Raw genomic sequence first — 13,974 nt, forward strand, 5'->3', positions numbered from 1 at the left:
AACTGTCCCCTCCCCCTGAAGGGGGGAGGGGACAAGAGAGCTGCAAGCGCTCAGCCCTGCTGCGCCTTATAGCTGTCGATCTTGGCCTTGAGCGAGTTGTATTCGGCACAATTGTTGCAGGTGTTCTGCAGCACGGTCAGCCGCTCCTCGGCGCCTTCGAGATTCTTCATCTCGAGGAAGAGTTCGCCCACATTCTCGTTCGCGCCGGGATGATCGGGCTTGGGGCCCAGCACTTTCTTGTAATAGCCCATCGCTTTTCCAGGCTGCCCCAGCTTCTGGTAGCAGTAGCCGAGCTGGTTGAGGGCGTCGTAGTCGATCGGATTCATCGCCACCAGCTTGTTGAGGGTGATGATCGCGTCGTCGTAGCGGCCGTCCTGCATGAGGCTCAGCGCCCTGGCGTAGTCTTCGTTGCGCGGCGTGATTTCTTCGTTGAGCCGCGACCCCGTGGAGCCGAGCGTGTTCGGTTTCGCGTAAGGGTTCTGCAGATTGAGGCCGCCATTGGGGTCCTGCGCATGGGCGGTCAGCGGCAGAAGCAGGGCGGCGGCGCCGAGCAGCAGGACGCCGCAAAGGGCGGCGCGAAGACAGGCAAGCATCAGGGCACGCTCGTCCAAAGTGGCTGGGGGCGCCACTCTGCGGCTTCGCCCTGCCCTCCGCAATCCCCTCTTTAAGGGTCTGATATCTATAGATATTATGGAAAATCGCCGGGCTGGCGAATCGGTGGCCCGCTCAGCTCTGCTGCTTCGCCTTGTAGTCCTCGATCTTCTCCTTGAGCTCGTTGTACTCCTCGCAGCTGGTGCAGGCCTTCTGCAGCACGGCGAGCCGTTCCTCGGCCTTGGGCAGGTCCTTCATCTCGAGATAGAGCTCGCCCAGATACTCGTTGGCGCCGAGATGGTTAGGCTCGGTGGCGAGCGCCTTGAGATAGTAGGTCAGGGCCTTGTTCTGGTGGCCGAGCTTGCGATGGCTGAAGCCCAGCTCGTTGAGGGCATCGGCATCCGCGGGGTTCTTCGCCACCAGCTGCTCGAGGATGGGAATCGCATCGCGATATTTCTCCTCATCGACCAGCTTCTTGGCCGTCGCGTAATCCGCGGTCGTGGCCGGGGAGTCGCTGGAGCTGTCGCTCGAGCTGCCCATCGACCAGGCCGACGGCGCCGGCAGGGCGAGCGCGAGGCCGGCGACGAGCCCGAAGGCGGGTCCGACAGCGAGGGCGAAACGGGTGAGTTTGGACATCGATCAATCTCCTTTGCGGTGCCAAGACCGGATGACAGGGTGCCCACCAGTATTATAGAGGCTGAAATGGGACGCGAACTTGCCGCAAGCCAGCACCCGTCGCGTTTTCACGGGCATTTGATGCCCGGTGAGGGGACGGAGAGAGCCGTTCAGACCAAAGGATCGTAAGGCTGGCCCGGTGACAATCGATGAAGCGCCGGACCGGAACCGTCCGGCCCCGGTAGCGACGTCAGCCGGTCGCCAGCAGGGCGGCCAGGGCGTCGGGCGAGGCGGCGCCCAGCACGGTTTGTGCGGTTCTGCGGTCGAACCCGGCGCGGGCGAAGGCCGCCCGCTCCTTGTCGGCCAGCGCCTGCAGGGCTCCGGGGCTGCGCGGTCTGGTCCGGCGATAGGGTCCCAGCCGTCGCCGCTTGGCGAAAGCGATGGCCGCTTCCAGCTCGCGATCGCCGTGGTTCCCGCCGAGCGCTTCCAGCGCCCCGCGGATCAGGTCGGGGGCGATGCCGTCGGCCGCCAGCCGTGCCTCGATCCAGCGCCGCGACCGTCCCTGACGCGACAGGCTTTCGGCCCTGGCCGCGGCGTAGCGGCCATCCTCGAGGAAACCTTGCGCGGTCAGTTTCGCGACGATGTCGCCGATGATGCCGCGTGCCGCCTCGAGACCGTCGCGGTCTGTCCGCCGGCGCCTCACCCGCCGCTCCAGCACGCGCCGCAGCCTCGCGCTCGACGCGGCATAGCGCGCCAGATAGTCGAGCGCCGCTTCGTGCAGGCTGGCGGCGAGATTCGGCGGCGACGCGGAAGGCGAGGACCGAGCCTCGGCCTCCTTCCGGGCCGCGGGGCCTGAGGAGGCGGAGGAATCGCCGGACGAGGATGAGGGCATTGCCAGGGAAAACCGTGAATTGAGAGCCCGAGAATGGTATGGCACCGGGGCGCGGGTCACATCATTCGAGCGGCGCCGACGGCGGGGTCCCTAACTCGTTCTGTTCCTTCCCCCGGAACGGGGGAAGGTTAGGAAGGGGGCTGCGCGGTATCGATATTGAGCCGCCCCCTTCCTTGCCCTCCCCCCGAAGCGGGGGCGGGGATGTAGAGAGCCGTCGCAGCCATGCGCCGGCCCGGCAGGGGGCCTGCGGATGGCGAGGGTTGCTCCGGCTGCGGTCCCGGGCCTAACGTCTCGGCCCGTTCTCGATATCGATCATGACCCTGCCCGCTTCGACCTCCATCCCCCGGCCTGCCGCACCCGCGACCCGCAGTTTCGGTCCCGTCAACTGGATCGGGCTCTGGACGCTCTATCTCAAGGAGATCCGGCGCTTCATCAAGGTCGCGACCCAGACCATCCTGGCGCCGCTGGTGACCACGCTGCTGTTCTACGCGATCTTCACGCTGGCGCTGGGCCGCGCGGTGCAGAATGTCGGCGGCGTCTCCTTCCCGGAATTCCTCGGGCCCGGCCTGATCATGATGGCGATGGTGCAGAACGCCTTCGCCAACACCTCCTCCTCGCTGGTGATCGCCAAGATCCAGGGCAACATCGTCGATCTGGTGATGCCGCCCTTGAGCCCCGGCGAGCTGACCTTCGCGCTGGCCGCGGGCGGCCTCACGCGCGGGCTTGCCGTCGGCATCACGGTCGGGGTCGTGATCGCGCTCCTGACGCCGGTGCATATCCACGATCTCTTCTTCGTGCTGTTCCATGCCGTGGCGGCGAGCCTGATGCTGTCGCTGCTCGGCATCCTGGGCGGGCTCTGGTCGGAGAAGTTCGACCATATCGCGGCCGTGACCAATTTCGTGATCACGCCGCTCTCCTTCCTGTCGGGCGCCTTCTATTCGGCGGAACGGCTGCCGGGCTTCTGGCACACGGTCGCGCATTTCAACCCGTTCTTCTACATGATCGACGGGTTCCGCTACGGCTTCATCGGCCATGCCGACGGCTCGCTCGCCGCGGGCCTCATCGTGCTCACGCTCGCCAATCTGGGGCTCTATGCGCTGATCCATCGCCTGTTCGCGATCGGCTACAAGCTCCGGCCCTAGAGCGACGCCGATACCGCCATGACCCGAGCGTTGCGATCATGACGGATTCGATCGGTCTGCCGGTCCCGGCGCCGCGCCTGCGGCGCTTCGGCCGCGTCAGCTGGCTCGGGCTCTGGTCGCTGCACCAGCGCGAGTTCGGCCGCTTCATCAAGGGCTATGTCGACAACCTGCTGGGGCCGGTCGTCACCAGCCTGCTGTTCTTCGCCGTGTTCCGGCTGGCGCTGGGCGGCCGGAGCTGGAGCGTGCCGGGCATCGCGCTCGCCGATTTCGTGGCGCCGGCGCTGGTCATGATGTCGATCGCCGAGCGCGCCCTCTCCTCGACCTCGGCCTCGATCCTCTATGATAAGCACACCGGGGCGCTGGCCGACGTGCTGATGGCGCCGCTCACGGCGTTCGAGCGCGTGCTGGGCTATGCGCTCTCCGCCACCAGCACCGGGCTCGTCATCGGCTTCGTGGTGGCGCTCTGCCTCTGGCCCTTCGCGCATTACGCGCTCGCCGACCTGCCGGCGATCCTGCTGTTCGCGGCCGGCGGCGGGCTGCTGTTCGGGTTCCTCGGAATCCTGGTGGGGATGTGGTCGACGCGCTGGGACCACTACACGGCGGCCCACACCTTCGTCTTCATCCCGACCTCGTTCTTCTCGGGCATGTTTCTGCCGGTGGCGGTGCTGCCCGAGATCGGCCAGAGGCTGGTCTCGTTCAACCCCTTCTTCTACGCGCTCGACGGCATGCGCGGCGGGCTCACCGGCTGGCGCGAGGCCGACCCGCTCCTGGGGGCGGCGGTGCTGCTCGGCTGCAACCTCGCGGCCGGCGCCCTCGTCTGGCGGCTGATGGCGCGGGGCTATCGCATCAAGCCGTGACGCCGGCGCGTCAGGGCTTCAGCGCCCGGCCGCCCCGCTTGGCCTTCTTCGCCATCTTGCGGATCGCCTTGGCGAGATCGGGATCGCAGGGCGGCGGCTTGAGGTCGATGCCGTCGCCCAGCCCCTTGGCGATGATCTCGAGGCCGCGGATCCGGGCCCACCATTTGAAATCGCTCGCGACGAGATTCCAGGGCGCGTGCGGGCTCGAGGTCTTCTGGAACATCTCCTCGGTCGCCTCGATATACTCGTCCCAAAGGCTGCGGTTGCGCAGATCGTCGGGCGTCAGCTTCCAGCGCTTGTAGGGCGTTTCCGCCCGCTCCTCGAAGCGGCGGAGCTGCTCCTCCGGCGAAATATGCAGGAAGATCTTGATCACCCGGATCTCGTCATCGACCAGCATGCGCTCGAACTCGACGATCTCCCGATAGGCGCGCTTCCAGACCGGCGGCTTGATCAGCTTCTCGACCCGTTCGACGCGCACGCGGCCGTACCAGGAACGGTCGAACACGGCGAGCTCGCCATGGTCGGGCATGCGCCGCCAGAAACGCTCGAGGTAATGCTCGCCCCGCTCGATCTCGTTGGGTGCTGCGATCGGCCAGATATAGCAGTAGCGGGGATCGAGCCTTGCGGAGAGGCGGCGGATCAGGCTGCCCTTGCCGGCGGCGTCGGGCCCTTCGAGCACCACGATCCCGCGCCGACCCTGCCGCAGATAGGCCTGCTGGATCTGGAGCAGGGCGATCTGGACCGCCTTGAGCCTGTCCTCGTAGGTCTCCTCGTCGGGCAGCTTGCGGCTGAGATCGGCCTTGGCGAGACGGGGGATCGGCATGGCAATGCCTCCAGGACGGGGTTCGGGTGGGCTTGGCGCGGGCCCCGGGGCCGGGCCTGGGCCAATCGGCTAGAAGGCTGAGCCACCAAGCGAATTTGTGCAAGACAGGGTTGCGGGCCGGGCCCCCTCCGCTTGGTTGACAGGCCGGCCTTCCGCACCCGATAGTCTCGGGCTCTTCCGCCCTTTCTGCCGGAAACGCCCGGAAAGCCTTGATGAGGCCGCCAGCCTTTCGAGGGTGTCCCCGTTTCGGCCGGGGCGGGAGCGGTCAGCCGGCCCCTTCGGGGGCCTTCGTTCTTATCCATCCCAGGGAGGCTACATCCAATGTCTGCGTCGTCCGCCTCTGCGTTGTTGCCGGTCTATGCGCGCGCCGATCTCGCTTTCGAGCGGGGCGAGGGCGCCTACCTGTTCGGCAATGACGGGCGACGTTACTTGGATTTTGCCTCCGGCATCGCCGTCACCGCGCTGGGTCATTCCCATCCGCATTTGGTGGCGGCGCTGAAGGACCAGGCCGAGAAGCTCTGGCACAGCTCGAACCTCTACCGCATTCCGGAGGGCGAGCGGCTCGCCGACCGGCTGGCCGCGGCCAGCTTCGCCGACCGCGTCTTCTTCACCAACTCGGGCGCCGAGGCGATCGAATGCGGCATCAAGATGTGCCGCAAATGGCAGGACGATTTCGGCGATCCCAAGCGCTACCGCATCATCGCGACCGAGGGCGCCTTCCATGGCCGCACGCTGGCGACCATCGCGGCCGGCGGCCAGGAGAAGCATCTCAAGGGCTTCGCGCCGACGGTCGAGGGCTTCGATCATGTCGCCTATGGCAACCTGAACGAGCTGCGCAACGCGATCGGGCCCGAAACGGCCGCCGTGCTGGTCGAGCCGGTGCAGGGCGAGGGCGGCATGCGCGCGGCCTCGGTCGAGTATCTCAAGGGCCTGCGCCAGGTCTGCGACGAGTTCGGCCTGCTGCTGTTCTTCGACGAGGTCCAGTGCGGCATGGGCCGTACCGGCAAGCTCTTCGCCCATGAATGGGCCGGCATCAAGCCGGACGTCGTGGCGACGGCGAAGGGCATCGGCGGCGGCTTCCCGATGGGCGCCTGCCTCGCGACCGAGAAGGCCGCGGCGGCGCTCACCCCCGGCAGCCACGGCTCGACCTTCGGCGGCAATCCGCTCGCCATGGCGGTCGGCAACGCGGTGCTCGACGTCATGCTGGCCGACGGCTTCCTGCCGCGCGTCGAGGCGATCGGCGGGATTCTGCACAAGCGTGTCGCGGCGCTGGTCGCGAAATATCCGAAGCTGTTCGAGGAGCTGCGCGGCAAGGGCCTGATGCTGGGCCTCAAATGCCGCGTGCCGAACACCGACATGCAGAACAAGCTGCGCGAGGCGGGGCTGCTGACGGTGGGAGCGGGCGACAATGTCGTCCGCCTGCTGCCGCCGCTCATCCTCGAGGAACGGCATATCGACGAGGGCGTCGCGATCCTCGACGGGGTCGCCAAGGCCTGGCCGGAGCACTGAATCATGTCGTCATCTTCGGCGGGCAAGACCCCGCGGCATTTCCTCGATCTCGACAAGCTCGACACCGCCACGCTCCGGCAGATCCTCGATGCCGGCCATGCCTGCAAGAAGGGCAAGGTCCCGGGCGGCAAGGACAAGCCTCTCGCCGGCAAGTCGCTGGCCCTGATCTTCGAGAAGCCTTCGACCCGCACCCGCGTCTCCTTCGAGCTCGGCATCAAGGAGCTGGGTGGCGAGGCGGTGGTGCTGGAGCGCGACGCCATGCAGCTCGGGCGCGGCGAGACCGTGGCCGACACGGCGCGCGTGCTCTCGCGCTATGTCGACTGCATCATGGTGCGCACCACCAAGGAGGAGAAGCTCCTGGAGCTGGCGGAGAACGCGACGGTGCCCGTCATCAACGGCCTCACCGACCGCACCCATCCCTGCCAGCTCATGGCCGACGTGATGACCTTCGAGGAGCATCGCGGCCCCATCGCCGGCAAGCGCATCGCCTGGATCGGCGACGGCAACAACATGGCGACCTCCTGGACCCATGCGGCCGTGCGCTTCGGCTTCGAGCTCCAGATCGCCTGCCCGCCGCAGCTCACCCCGCCCGGCCAGGTGCTGGGCTGGGCCAAGGCGGAGAAGGGGAAGGTCCATGTCACGGCCGACCCCAAGGAAGCGGTCAAGGGCGCCGATTGCGTCGTGACCGACGTCTGGGTCTCGATGGGCGATACCGACGCCATGGGGCGCCATGTGCTGCTGGCGCCCTATCAGGTGACCGAGGGGCTGATGGGCCAGGCCAAGCCCGGCGCCATCTTCATGCATTGCCTGCCCGCCCATCGCGGCGAGGAGGTGACGGCCGGGGTCATCGACGGCCCGCAATCGGTCGTCTGGGACGAGGCCGAGAACCGCCTTCATGCCCAGAAGGGCATCCTGCTCTGGGCCCTCGGGGCGATCTGACGGCGGGTTTACGGATGAGCGGGGCCGGGGCGGGTTCGGAAGGAAGCCGCCCGGGCCTTGTTTCCGAGCGTTTTCCCCTCACATGAGGGCGGTAAACTGCTCTGGAGCCGCTCGTTGGGATGCGTTTTCAGCGCGAAAGACCCTTCACCCGGCGCTGACGACGCCCTTTGGGAGCCCGAATTGAGCCTGGAAACCAGAGTCGAGACCGAGGGCGACGACCGCGTCCTCCCCTTCCAGATCGAGGCCAGCGCGCTGCGCGGCCGCGTGGTGCGGATGGGACCCCTGCTGGACGAGGTGCTGCGCCACCACGCCTATCCGAAACCGGTGGCCGAGCGGCTGGCCGAGATGCTGGCGCTGGCGGCGCTGCTCTCCGGTGCGCTCAAGTTCGAGGGCGTTTTCACCCTCCAGATCAAGGGCGACGGGCCGGTCAAGCTGATGGTGGCCGATGTCACCAGCGCCGGCCATATGCGCGGCTATGCGCAGTTCGACGCGGCGGCGGTGGCGGCCCTCGGCACGGGGCCTGCGCCCTCGGTGCCGCGGCTGTTCGGCGCGGGCTACCTGGCCCTGACGGTCGACCAGGGTGCCCATACCGAGCGCTATCAGGGCATCGTCGAGCTCACCGGCGCCACGCTCGCCGAATGCGTCCATGGCTATTTCCGCCAGTCCGAGCAGCTCGAGGCGGCCGTCATGGTGGCGGCGCGCGCACCCGCCGGCGGCGGCAACCGGGGCTGGCGCGCCGGCGCGCTGATGCTGCAACGCCTACCGACCGAGGGAACGGAGCTGGTGCGCGACGATGCCGACGAGGCCTGGCGGCACGCGCTCATCCTGATGTCGAGCTGCAGCCCCGCGGAGCTCACGTCCGCCGATCTGCCGGCCGAGGATCTGCTGTTCCGCCTGTTCCATGAGGACGGGGTGCGGGTCTTCCGCGACCATGCGCTCGAGGCGCGCTGCCGCTGCTCGCGCGAGCGCGTGGAGCGCGTGCTCGAGGCCCTGCCGCAGCAGGATCTCGAGGAGATGAAGGTCGAGGGCGAGGTGGTGGTAACTTGCGAGTTCTGCAGCCGGGTCTACCGCTTCGGCGACAGCGAGATCGCGGCGCTGGCCAAATCCTGAGGGCGAAGGTTCCCTCGGGCCCCGGCGCCGCTTCGACCGGGGCCGGCGCCTGTTGAGCTTCGGGGAGGAACCCATGGAGATCGACGCCTATGGAACCTGGGCCGCGGCCACGGGCGGGGTGCGCCCGCAAGGGGCCGCCGATCCGCGCGAGCTCTCCTATCTCGGGCTGGGTCTTGCCGGCGAAGCCGGAGAAGTGGCGGGCGAGATCAAGAAGCGGCTGCGCGACGGCAAACTCGATGCGGCGCGGCTGGCGGACGAGCTGGGGGATGTCGCCTATTACTGGACGCGCCTCTGTCTGGCGCTGGGGCTCCGTCCGAGCGAGATCCTCGATCAGAGCCGCGCCAAGATCGAGGCGCGGCTGGCGGAAAGCCCTCGCGCCAGGTAAGCGGTCGACGCCTGCCGGCTTGACCGGGCCTTCCCCCGGCGGCAGTTAGGGGCCGCGCCGACGATCCTGCCTTTCCCCCGAGTCGCGCCGGAGCCCTCATGATGAAGCGAATCCCTGCGTTCCTGCTGCTGGCCGCGGCCGGGCTTTCCCTCGCCGCCTGCGATACGCCGCCGCATCGCGAGCCCTTCCCACAGCTCACCTATCAGCATCTGGCGCCGATCCATCTCGACGTGGCGAAGATCGTGATCGTCGACGCCTATCAGCCGCCCATGACCGATCCGCATGTCGAGCAGGATTTCCCCACGCCGCCCGCCACCGCCGCGCGGCAATGGGCACAAGACCGGCTGAAGGCCGTGGGCAGCGACGGGGTCGCGACCTTCACCATCACCGACGGCTCCGCGATCGACGTGCCGCTGCCCCGCACCACCGGCCTCACCGGCGTCGTCACCGAGGACCAGTCGGACCGTTACGACGTGACCGTGACGGTGCGGCTCGAGGTCGAGAACCGGATGGGCAACCACCGGGGGGCCATCACCGCGACCGCCAAGCGCAGCGAAACCGCCGCCGAGGACATGACCCTGAACGAGCGCGAGAAGCTCTGGTTCGAGATGACCGACGCGCTGATGAAGTCGCTCAATGCCGAGCTGGAGCAGCGGATCGGGACGGGGCTGAAGGAGTTCGTGAGGTAATCGCTTCGCGACTTCGAAGTTTCGATCGCGATTACTCGTTCATCACCCCCGCGAAAGCGGGGGCCCATGGCCAGGTCGGAGCGCGAGACATCGTTGGGTTCCCGCTTTCGCGGGAATGACGGCAGAGCGGTGGCGATAACGAGCGTCGCGCTCACCCCCGCCAATAGGTCCGGCTCAGCAGCACCAGCACCGTGAGGAGCTCGAGGCGCCCCAGCATCATGGCGAGCGAGAGCAGCCATTTGGCGCCGTCGGGCAGATGGGCGAAGTTGCCGACCGGGCCGATCTCCGGCGCGAGGCCCGGGCCGACATTGCTGATCGCCTGCGCCACGCCGCTCATGGACGAGACCAGATCGAGGCCGAAGGCGCTGATCGCGATCGAGATCGCGGCGAAGACGGCGATATAGAACACGATGAAGCTCAGGACCGAGCGCACCACCTCGTCGCTCACGGGCTCGCCGTTATAGAAGGGCAGGGAGACCCGGTGCGGGTGGATCAGGTGGCGGATCTGCGAGCGCGCCACCGCACCCACGACGCAGATGCGGAAGAACTTGATGCCGCCCGAGGTCGAGCCGGTGCAGGCGCCCAGGAACAGCAGCACCATGAACATCACCATCGGCATGCTGCCCCATTGCAGATAGTCCTCCGAGGCGAAGCCGGTGGTGGTGATGACCGAGACCACGTTGAAGCTGGAGCTGCGCAGCGCCTCGCCGAAGGCCCGGCCGTTGGCGTCCCACTGCCAGAGCGTCATGCCGACGATGAAGACCAGGATGCAGGTCAGGTACCAGCGGGTCTGGTCGTCATGCCAGAGCCAGGTGAAGTCGCCGCGCGCCGCGCGGGCCAGCTGCACGAAGGCCATGCCACCGATCAGCATGAAGACGGTCAGGATCCATTCGATCGCCGGGTTGTGGAAATAGCCGATCGAGGCGTCGTGGGTCGAGAAGCCGCCGGTCGCCAGCGCCGCCATCGCGTGGCAGACCGCGTCGAAGGCCGGCATGCCGGCGACCACCAGCGCCACGGCGCAGAGCGTGGTCAGCGTCACATAGACCGAGATCAGCACGCCCGACACCTGGCTGACGCGCGGGCGGATCTTTTCGGAACGGTCGGAGGATTCCATGCGGAAGAGCTGCATGCCGCCGACGCGCAAGACCGGCAGCACCGTGACCGCGATCACGATGATTCCGATGCCGCCGATCCAGTGGAGGAGCGCGCGCCAGAGCAGCACGCCCATCGGTCTGCCGTCGAGATCGGGCATGACCGACGCGCCGGTCGTGGTCAGGCCGGACATGCTCTCGAAATAGGCGTCGGTGAAGTCGAGGCCGGCACGGGTGAGCATCAGCGGCAGCGTGGCGAAGCCCGCCATGATCGCCCAGCTCGCGGTGACCAGGAGAAAGCCCTCGCGGGCCCGGAGCTGCGGCGCCTCGGCCGGCCGGAAGCCCAGCACCAGGGCGCCGCCGGCAACACCCGTGATCACCGCCGAGGCGGCGAAAGCCCTCCAGTCGGGATCGGACGCCAGCGCGTCGATCGCCGCCGGCAGCAGCATCGCGACCGCCAGCGCCAGAAGCAGAAAGCCGATGATGAAGAAGACCGCACGGAAATCAGGCATGGGGCCTGGTTCGCCGCATCAGTGGGATGACCCCGGACGCCGTCCGCGGCACTCACACATTGACCATGGCCGCAGCCGCGGGCTGGCCGATGATGGCGAGGAATTCGCGCCGGGTGCGGGCATCGGTGCGGAACAGGCCCAGCATGCGGCTGGTCACCATGCTCATCCCGGGCTTATGCACGCCGCGCGTCGTCATGCATTGATGGGCGGCGTCGATCACCACTGCGACCCCCTGGGGCTGCAGCACCTCGTCGATCGTGTTGGCGATCTGGGCGGTGAGCTTCTCCTGGATCTGCAGCCGCTTGCTGTAGATGTCGAGCACCCGGGCGAGCTTGCTGATGCCGACCACGCGCTTGCTGGGAAGATAGGCGATATGGGCGCGCCCGATGATGGGGGCGAGGTGATGCTCGCAATGCGACTCGAAGCGCATGTCGCGCAGCACGACCATCTCGTCATAGCCGCCGGTCTCCTCGAAGGTGCGCTGCAGCACCTCGACCGGATCCTCCTCGTAGCCGCCGAAGAATTCCTCGAAGGCGCGCGCGACTCGGGAGGGCGTGCCGACCAGCCCTTCGCGGCTCGGATCGTCCCCGGCCCAGCGAATCAGGGTGCGGACGGCCTCCTCGGCCTCGTCGCGCGACGGCTTCGCCAGCAGCACGCCGCCATTCTTCTTCACCAGGCGCGGGCGCGGGCCGGCGGCGCGTTCGGGTTTGGCGGGGCGGGGCTGCTTCATCGCGTCATGTCCTTGTTCGGGGCGCCGGGCGGCCGCTGATCGCGGCTCCCGGAAACGTCGGGAACGCGCCGGAAACTTCAAGGGGGCCCGGCTCGTCCGTCGGCGGGCGGGTCTCGGTCAGTTCAGGCGTTTGGGCTGGTGCGGGCTGTCGAGCGAGAAGGCGGGAACCGCCACGTCGAACCGCTCGCCGGTTTCGTTCTCCATCTGGTAGGTGCCGACCATGAAGCCCGACGAGGTCGGGAGCGGCGTGCCGCTGGTATATTCGAACGACTCGCCTGGCTTGAGCACGGGCTGCTCGCCCACCACGCCCGCGCCGCGCACCTCCTGCACCTTGCCGCGCGCGTCGGTGATCCGCCAGTAGCGCGACCGCAGCTGCACCGTCTCCGCGCCCTGGTTCTCGATGCGCACATGGTAGGCCCAGACAAAGCGCTGCTCCTCGGGTGCCGACTGGTCGTCGAGATAGGTCGGCTCGACCGTGATGCGGATGGATCGCGTGCTCTGGCTGTACATGGGGCACCTTGGCGTGGGGGGGCACCTTATCGACGCGGACTGCCGTCGGCGACCGAAAACGGCAGCGTCCCGTGGCCCGTCGTTCGTGAAGGCATTCTAGGCGGCAGCAGGGCTATGTCCAGCCGCGCAGCCTCGCCTTATCCCCACGCTCGCTGGGGCGATCGATCGGTGAAGCGATCGCATCGAGCTTCGAGTCATCCCTCAAACGAGGGCGCTGGCGTTTCTTCCGGCGCTCGCTGGTCCGGCCGATCCCCGAAAGAAAAACGGCACCGGAATTTCTTCCGGCCCTGAGCCGGACCCTGTCGGTCCGACCGATCCCCAAAGGAAAAACGGCGCCGGAATTTCTTCCGGCCCTGAGCCGGACCCTGTCGGTCCGACCGATCCCCAAAGGAAAAACGGCGCCGGAATTTCTTCCGGCCCTGAGCCGGACCCTGTCGGTCCGACCGATCCCCAAAGGAAAAACGGCGCCGGAATTTCTTCCGGCGCCGTCTTCGGGTCGAAACCCTGTCGTCGAGATTACTGCTGGATGATGATCTCGACGCGGCGGTTGGCCTGCTCGCGCACGCCATCGGCCGTGGGCACTGCGGGCTCGTCTTCGCCGCGGCCGGCCGTCGTGATCTGGTCGGCGGCGATGCCACCGGAGATCAGGGCGTCACGGACCGCGTCGGCACGACGCAGCGACAGGGCCATGTTGTAGTCCTCCGGACCGGCGCGGTCGGCATGACCGGTCACCGAGATCGGCGGCGTGCCGATCTTGTTGGCGTCGGAGATGACCTGGTTCACCACCGTCTGGCCATCCGGGCGGATGTTCGACTTGTCGAAGTCGAAATAGACGATGTAGCTGGACGGCATCGCCGGCTCTGCAGCCGCTTGCTCGGCGGCCGGCTTCATCGCCGCTTCGAGCTCTTCGAGGGCGGCGTAGAAGGCGTTGCGGCAAGCCGCGATGTGGTCGGGCTGATGGTTCTCTTCGGCCTGCTCGATCCAGCAGTCGAAGCGACCCTGGGCGCGTGCCGCCAGGTCGGGGTGCGAATCACGGGCGCCGGATTCCAGCGCGACCATGAGACGGTTGCGGCCTTCGGCAAGATCGCCTGCCCATTCGGCGGGCAGATCCCAGTTGGCCAGCTCTTCCGGCTGCACCACCTCGCCGGCCGCGGCCTTCAGGCCCTTCTGGGCGAAGTAATCCGCATCCGGCCAGTCGTACATCTGGTCGGCTTCGAAGGTGACGATCTGCCGGTATTCCTCGGCGAGAGCCTTGGTGAAGGGCGAACCGGTCGCCTCCACCGATTTCATGGCTTGGATGTTGGTCGTGCACCCGGCCAGAAGGCCGACCAGGGCGACAACCCCCAAGGACTTCCAATTCAACATCTTTTTTATCTCCCCAAAACCCGCGGGCCACGTTGCCCGTGTGCCGCGGTATTGCACCAGCCCCATGCCCAACCAACCCCCTAGAGGGGCGCCGAACCAGGCTTTCCGGCGGTACCACCACTGGGCGGATAGTAGGGACGGTACGGTAAATTGTCAAAGCCAGCCGGTGAAATTGGCTGGCTTTCGAACCCCTTGTGACCAATTTACCACAGTC

15 protein-coding genes are annotated in these 13,974 nt (G+C 67.5%); 7 read left to right on the plus strand and 8 right to left on the minus strand.

Annotation, left to right across the window (positions count from 1 at the left end; genetic code table 11):
* Positions 1 to 50 precede the first annotated feature (50 nt).
* From FRZ61_RS03010 to FRZ61_RS03020, 3 genes are all read right to left on the minus strand, one after another.
* A complete protein-coding gene (locus tag FRZ61_RS03010; RefSeq protein WP_151114910.1) occupies positions 51 to 593 on the minus strand; it encodes a tetratricopeptide repeat protein in 543 nt (180 codons plus the stop codon).
* Between the two features lie 133 nt (positions 594 to 726).
* On the minus strand, positions 727 to 1,227 hold the full coding sequence (locus FRZ61_RS03015) for a tetratricopeptide repeat protein (protein ID WP_151114911.1): 501 nt from the start codon (positions 1,225 to 1,227) through the stop codon (positions 727 to 729).
* 229 nt (positions 1,228 to 1,456) lie between these two features.
* Positions 1,457 to 2,098 (minus strand): regulatory protein RecX, encoded by a 642-nt coding sequence (locus tag FRZ61_RS03020; RefSeq protein ID WP_151114912.1) that lies wholly within the window; start codon positions 2,096 to 2,098, stop codon positions 1,457 to 1,459.
* 314 nt (positions 2,099 to 2,412) lie between these two features.
* Between FRZ61_RS03020 and FRZ61_RS03025 the strand changes: the two genes are divergently transcribed.
* Both FRZ61_RS03025 and FRZ61_RS03030 read left to right on the plus strand, forming a co-directional pair.
* Positions 2,413 to 3,240, plus strand: coding sequence for an ABC transporter permease (locus tag FRZ61_RS03025; protein WP_151114913.1), 828 nt, complete (start codon positions 2,413 to 2,415; stop codon positions 3,238 to 3,240).
* Positions 3,241 to 3,278: 38 nt separating this feature from the next.
* Positions 3,279 to 4,097 (plus strand): ABC transporter permease, encoded by an 819-nt coding sequence (locus FRZ61_RS03030; protein ID WP_151114914.1) that lies wholly within the window; start codon positions 3,279 to 3,281, stop codon positions 4,095 to 4,097.
* Between the two features lie 10 nt (positions 4,098 to 4,107).
* Here FRZ61_RS03030 and FRZ61_RS03035 read toward each other — a convergent pair whose 3' ends face one another.
* A complete protein-coding gene (locus tag FRZ61_RS03035; RefSeq protein ID WP_151114915.1) occupies positions 4,108 to 4,920 on the minus strand; it encodes a polyphosphate kinase 2 family protein in 813 nt (270 codons plus the stop codon).
* A 321-nt stretch (positions 4,921 to 5,241) separates the two neighbouring features.
* Between FRZ61_RS03035 and FRZ61_RS03040 the strand changes: the two genes are divergently transcribed.
* The 5 genes from FRZ61_RS03040 to FRZ61_RS03060 all read left to right on the plus strand — a co-directional run bounded on the left by FRZ61_RS03040 (position 5,242) and on the right by FRZ61_RS03060 (position 9,552).
* Positions 5,242 to 6,429 carry an aspartate aminotransferase family protein gene (locus tag FRZ61_RS03040; RefSeq protein ID WP_151114916.1) on the plus strand — a complete coding sequence of 396 codons (1,188 nt, stop codon included), beginning with the start codon at positions 5,242 to 5,244 and terminating at the stop codon, positions 6,427 to 6,429.
* A 3-nt stretch (positions 6,430 to 6,432) separates the two neighbouring features.
* Positions 6,433 to 7,368, plus strand: coding sequence for an ornithine carbamoyltransferase (gene argF / locus FRZ61_RS03045; protein WP_151114917.1), 936 nt, complete (start codon positions 6,433 to 6,435; stop codon positions 7,366 to 7,368).
* 180 nt (positions 7,369 to 7,548) lie between these two features.
* On the plus strand, positions 7,549 to 8,478 hold the full coding sequence (gene hslO / locus FRZ61_RS03050; protein ID WP_225309085.1) for an Hsp33 family molecular chaperone HslO: 930 nt from the start codon (positions 7,549 to 7,551) through the stop codon (positions 8,476 to 8,478).
* 73 nt (positions 8,479 to 8,551) lie between these two features.
* Entirely contained in the window at positions 8,552 to 8,863 is a 312-nt protein-coding gene (locus tag FRZ61_RS03055; RefSeq protein WP_151114918.1) for a nucleoside triphosphate pyrophosphohydrolase family protein, read from the plus strand.
* Between the two features lie 101 nt (positions 8,864 to 8,964).
* Positions 8,965 to 9,552 carry a hypothetical protein gene (locus FRZ61_RS03060; protein ID WP_151114919.1) on the plus strand — a complete coding sequence of 196 codons (588 nt, stop codon included), beginning with the start codon at positions 8,965 to 8,967 and terminating at the stop codon, positions 9,550 to 9,552.
* A 151-nt stretch (positions 9,553 to 9,703) separates the two neighbouring features.
* Here FRZ61_RS03060 and FRZ61_RS03065 read toward each other — a convergent pair whose 3' ends face one another.
* The 4 genes from FRZ61_RS03065 to FRZ61_RS03080 form a co-directional block, all read right to left on the minus strand.
* Positions 9,704 to 11,155, minus strand: coding sequence for a TrkH family potassium uptake protein (locus tag FRZ61_RS03065; RefSeq protein ID WP_151114920.1), 1,452 nt, complete (start codon positions 11,153 to 11,155; stop codon positions 9,704 to 9,706).
* 52 nt (positions 11,156 to 11,207) lie between these two features.
* Positions 11,208 to 11,885 (minus strand): GTP cyclohydrolase I FolE, encoded by a 678-nt coding sequence (gene folE / locus FRZ61_RS03070; protein WP_151114921.1) that lies wholly within the window; start codon positions 11,883 to 11,885, stop codon positions 11,208 to 11,210.
* Positions 11,886 to 12,002: 117 nt separating this feature from the next.
* Positions 12,003 to 12,395, minus strand: coding sequence for a Co2+/Mg2+ efflux protein ApaG (apaG, locus tag FRZ61_RS03075; RefSeq protein WP_151114922.1), 393 nt, complete (start codon positions 12,393 to 12,395; stop codon positions 12,003 to 12,005).
* 516 nt (positions 12,396 to 12,911) lie between these two features.
* The gene (locus tag FRZ61_RS03080) at positions 12,912 to 13,826 is read right to left on the minus strand and encodes an OmpA family protein (RefSeq protein ID WP_151114923.1); all 915 of its coding nucleotides are present in this window, start codon (positions 13,824 to 13,826) and stop codon (positions 12,912 to 12,914) included.
* Positions 13,827 to 13,974: the final 148 nt, after the last annotated feature.

Source organism: Hypericibacter adhaerens (genome assembly GCF_008728835.1).
In the GTDB taxonomy this organism is placed as follows: domain Bacteria; phylum Pseudomonadota; class Alphaproteobacteria; order Dongiales; family Dongiaceae; genus Hypericibacter; species Hypericibacter adhaerens.

Excerpts from the sequence above, each read along its gene's own strand:
- FRZ61_RS03010 (WP_151114910.1), bottom strand. The coding sequence starts at position 593 with ATGCTTGCCTGTCTTCGCGCCGCCCTTTGCGGCGTCCTGCTGCTCGGC.
- FRZ61_RS03015 (WP_151114911.1), bottom strand. The coding sequence starts at position 1,227 with ATGTCCAAACTCACCCGTTTCGCCCTCGCTGTCGGACCCGCCTTCGGG.
- FRZ61_RS03020 (WP_151114912.1), bottom strand. The coding sequence starts at position 2,098 with ATGCCCTCATCCTCGTCCGGCGATTCCTCCGCCTCCTCAGGCCCCGCG.
- FRZ61_RS03025 (WP_151114913.1), top strand. The coding sequence starts at position 2,413 with ATGACCCTGCCCGCTTCGACCTCCATCCCCCGGCCTGCCGCACCCGCG.
- FRZ61_RS03030 (WP_151114914.1), top strand. The coding sequence starts at position 3,279 with ATGACGGATTCGATCGGTCTGCCGGTCCCGGCGCCGCGCCTGCGGCGC.
- FRZ61_RS03035 (WP_151114915.1), bottom strand. The coding sequence starts at position 4,920 with ATGCCGATCCCCCGTCTCGCCAAGGCCGATCTCAGCCGCAAGCTGCCC.
- FRZ61_RS03040 (WP_151114916.1), top strand. The coding sequence starts at position 5,242 with ATGTCTGCGTCGTCCGCCTCTGCGTTGTTGCCGGTCTATGCGCGCGCC.
- argF (WP_151114917.1), top strand. The coding sequence starts at position 6,433 with ATGTCGTCATCTTCGGCGGGCAAGACCCCGCGGCATTTCCTCGATCTC.
- FRZ61_RS03055 (WP_151114918.1), top strand. The coding sequence starts at position 8,552 with ATGGAGATCGACGCCTATGGAACCTGGGCCGCGGCCACGGGCGGGGTG.
- FRZ61_RS03060 (WP_151114919.1), top strand. The coding sequence starts at position 8,965 with ATGAAGCGAATCCCTGCGTTCCTGCTGCTGGCCGCGGCCGGGCTTTCC.
- FRZ61_RS03065 (WP_151114920.1), bottom strand. The coding sequence starts at position 11,155 with ATGCCTGATTTCCGTGCGGTCTTCTTCATCATCGGCTTTCTGCTTCTG.
- folE (WP_151114921.1), bottom strand. The coding sequence starts at position 11,885 with ATGAAGCAGCCCCGCCCCGCCAAACCCGAACGCGCCGCCGGCCCGCGC.
- apaG (WP_151114922.1), bottom strand. The coding sequence starts at position 12,395 with ATGTACAGCCAGAGCACGCGATCCATCCGCATCACGGTCGAGCCGACC.
- FRZ61_RS03080 (WP_151114923.1), bottom strand. The coding sequence starts at position 13,826 with ATGGGGCTGGTGCAATACCGCGGCACACGGGCAACGTGGCCCGCGGGT.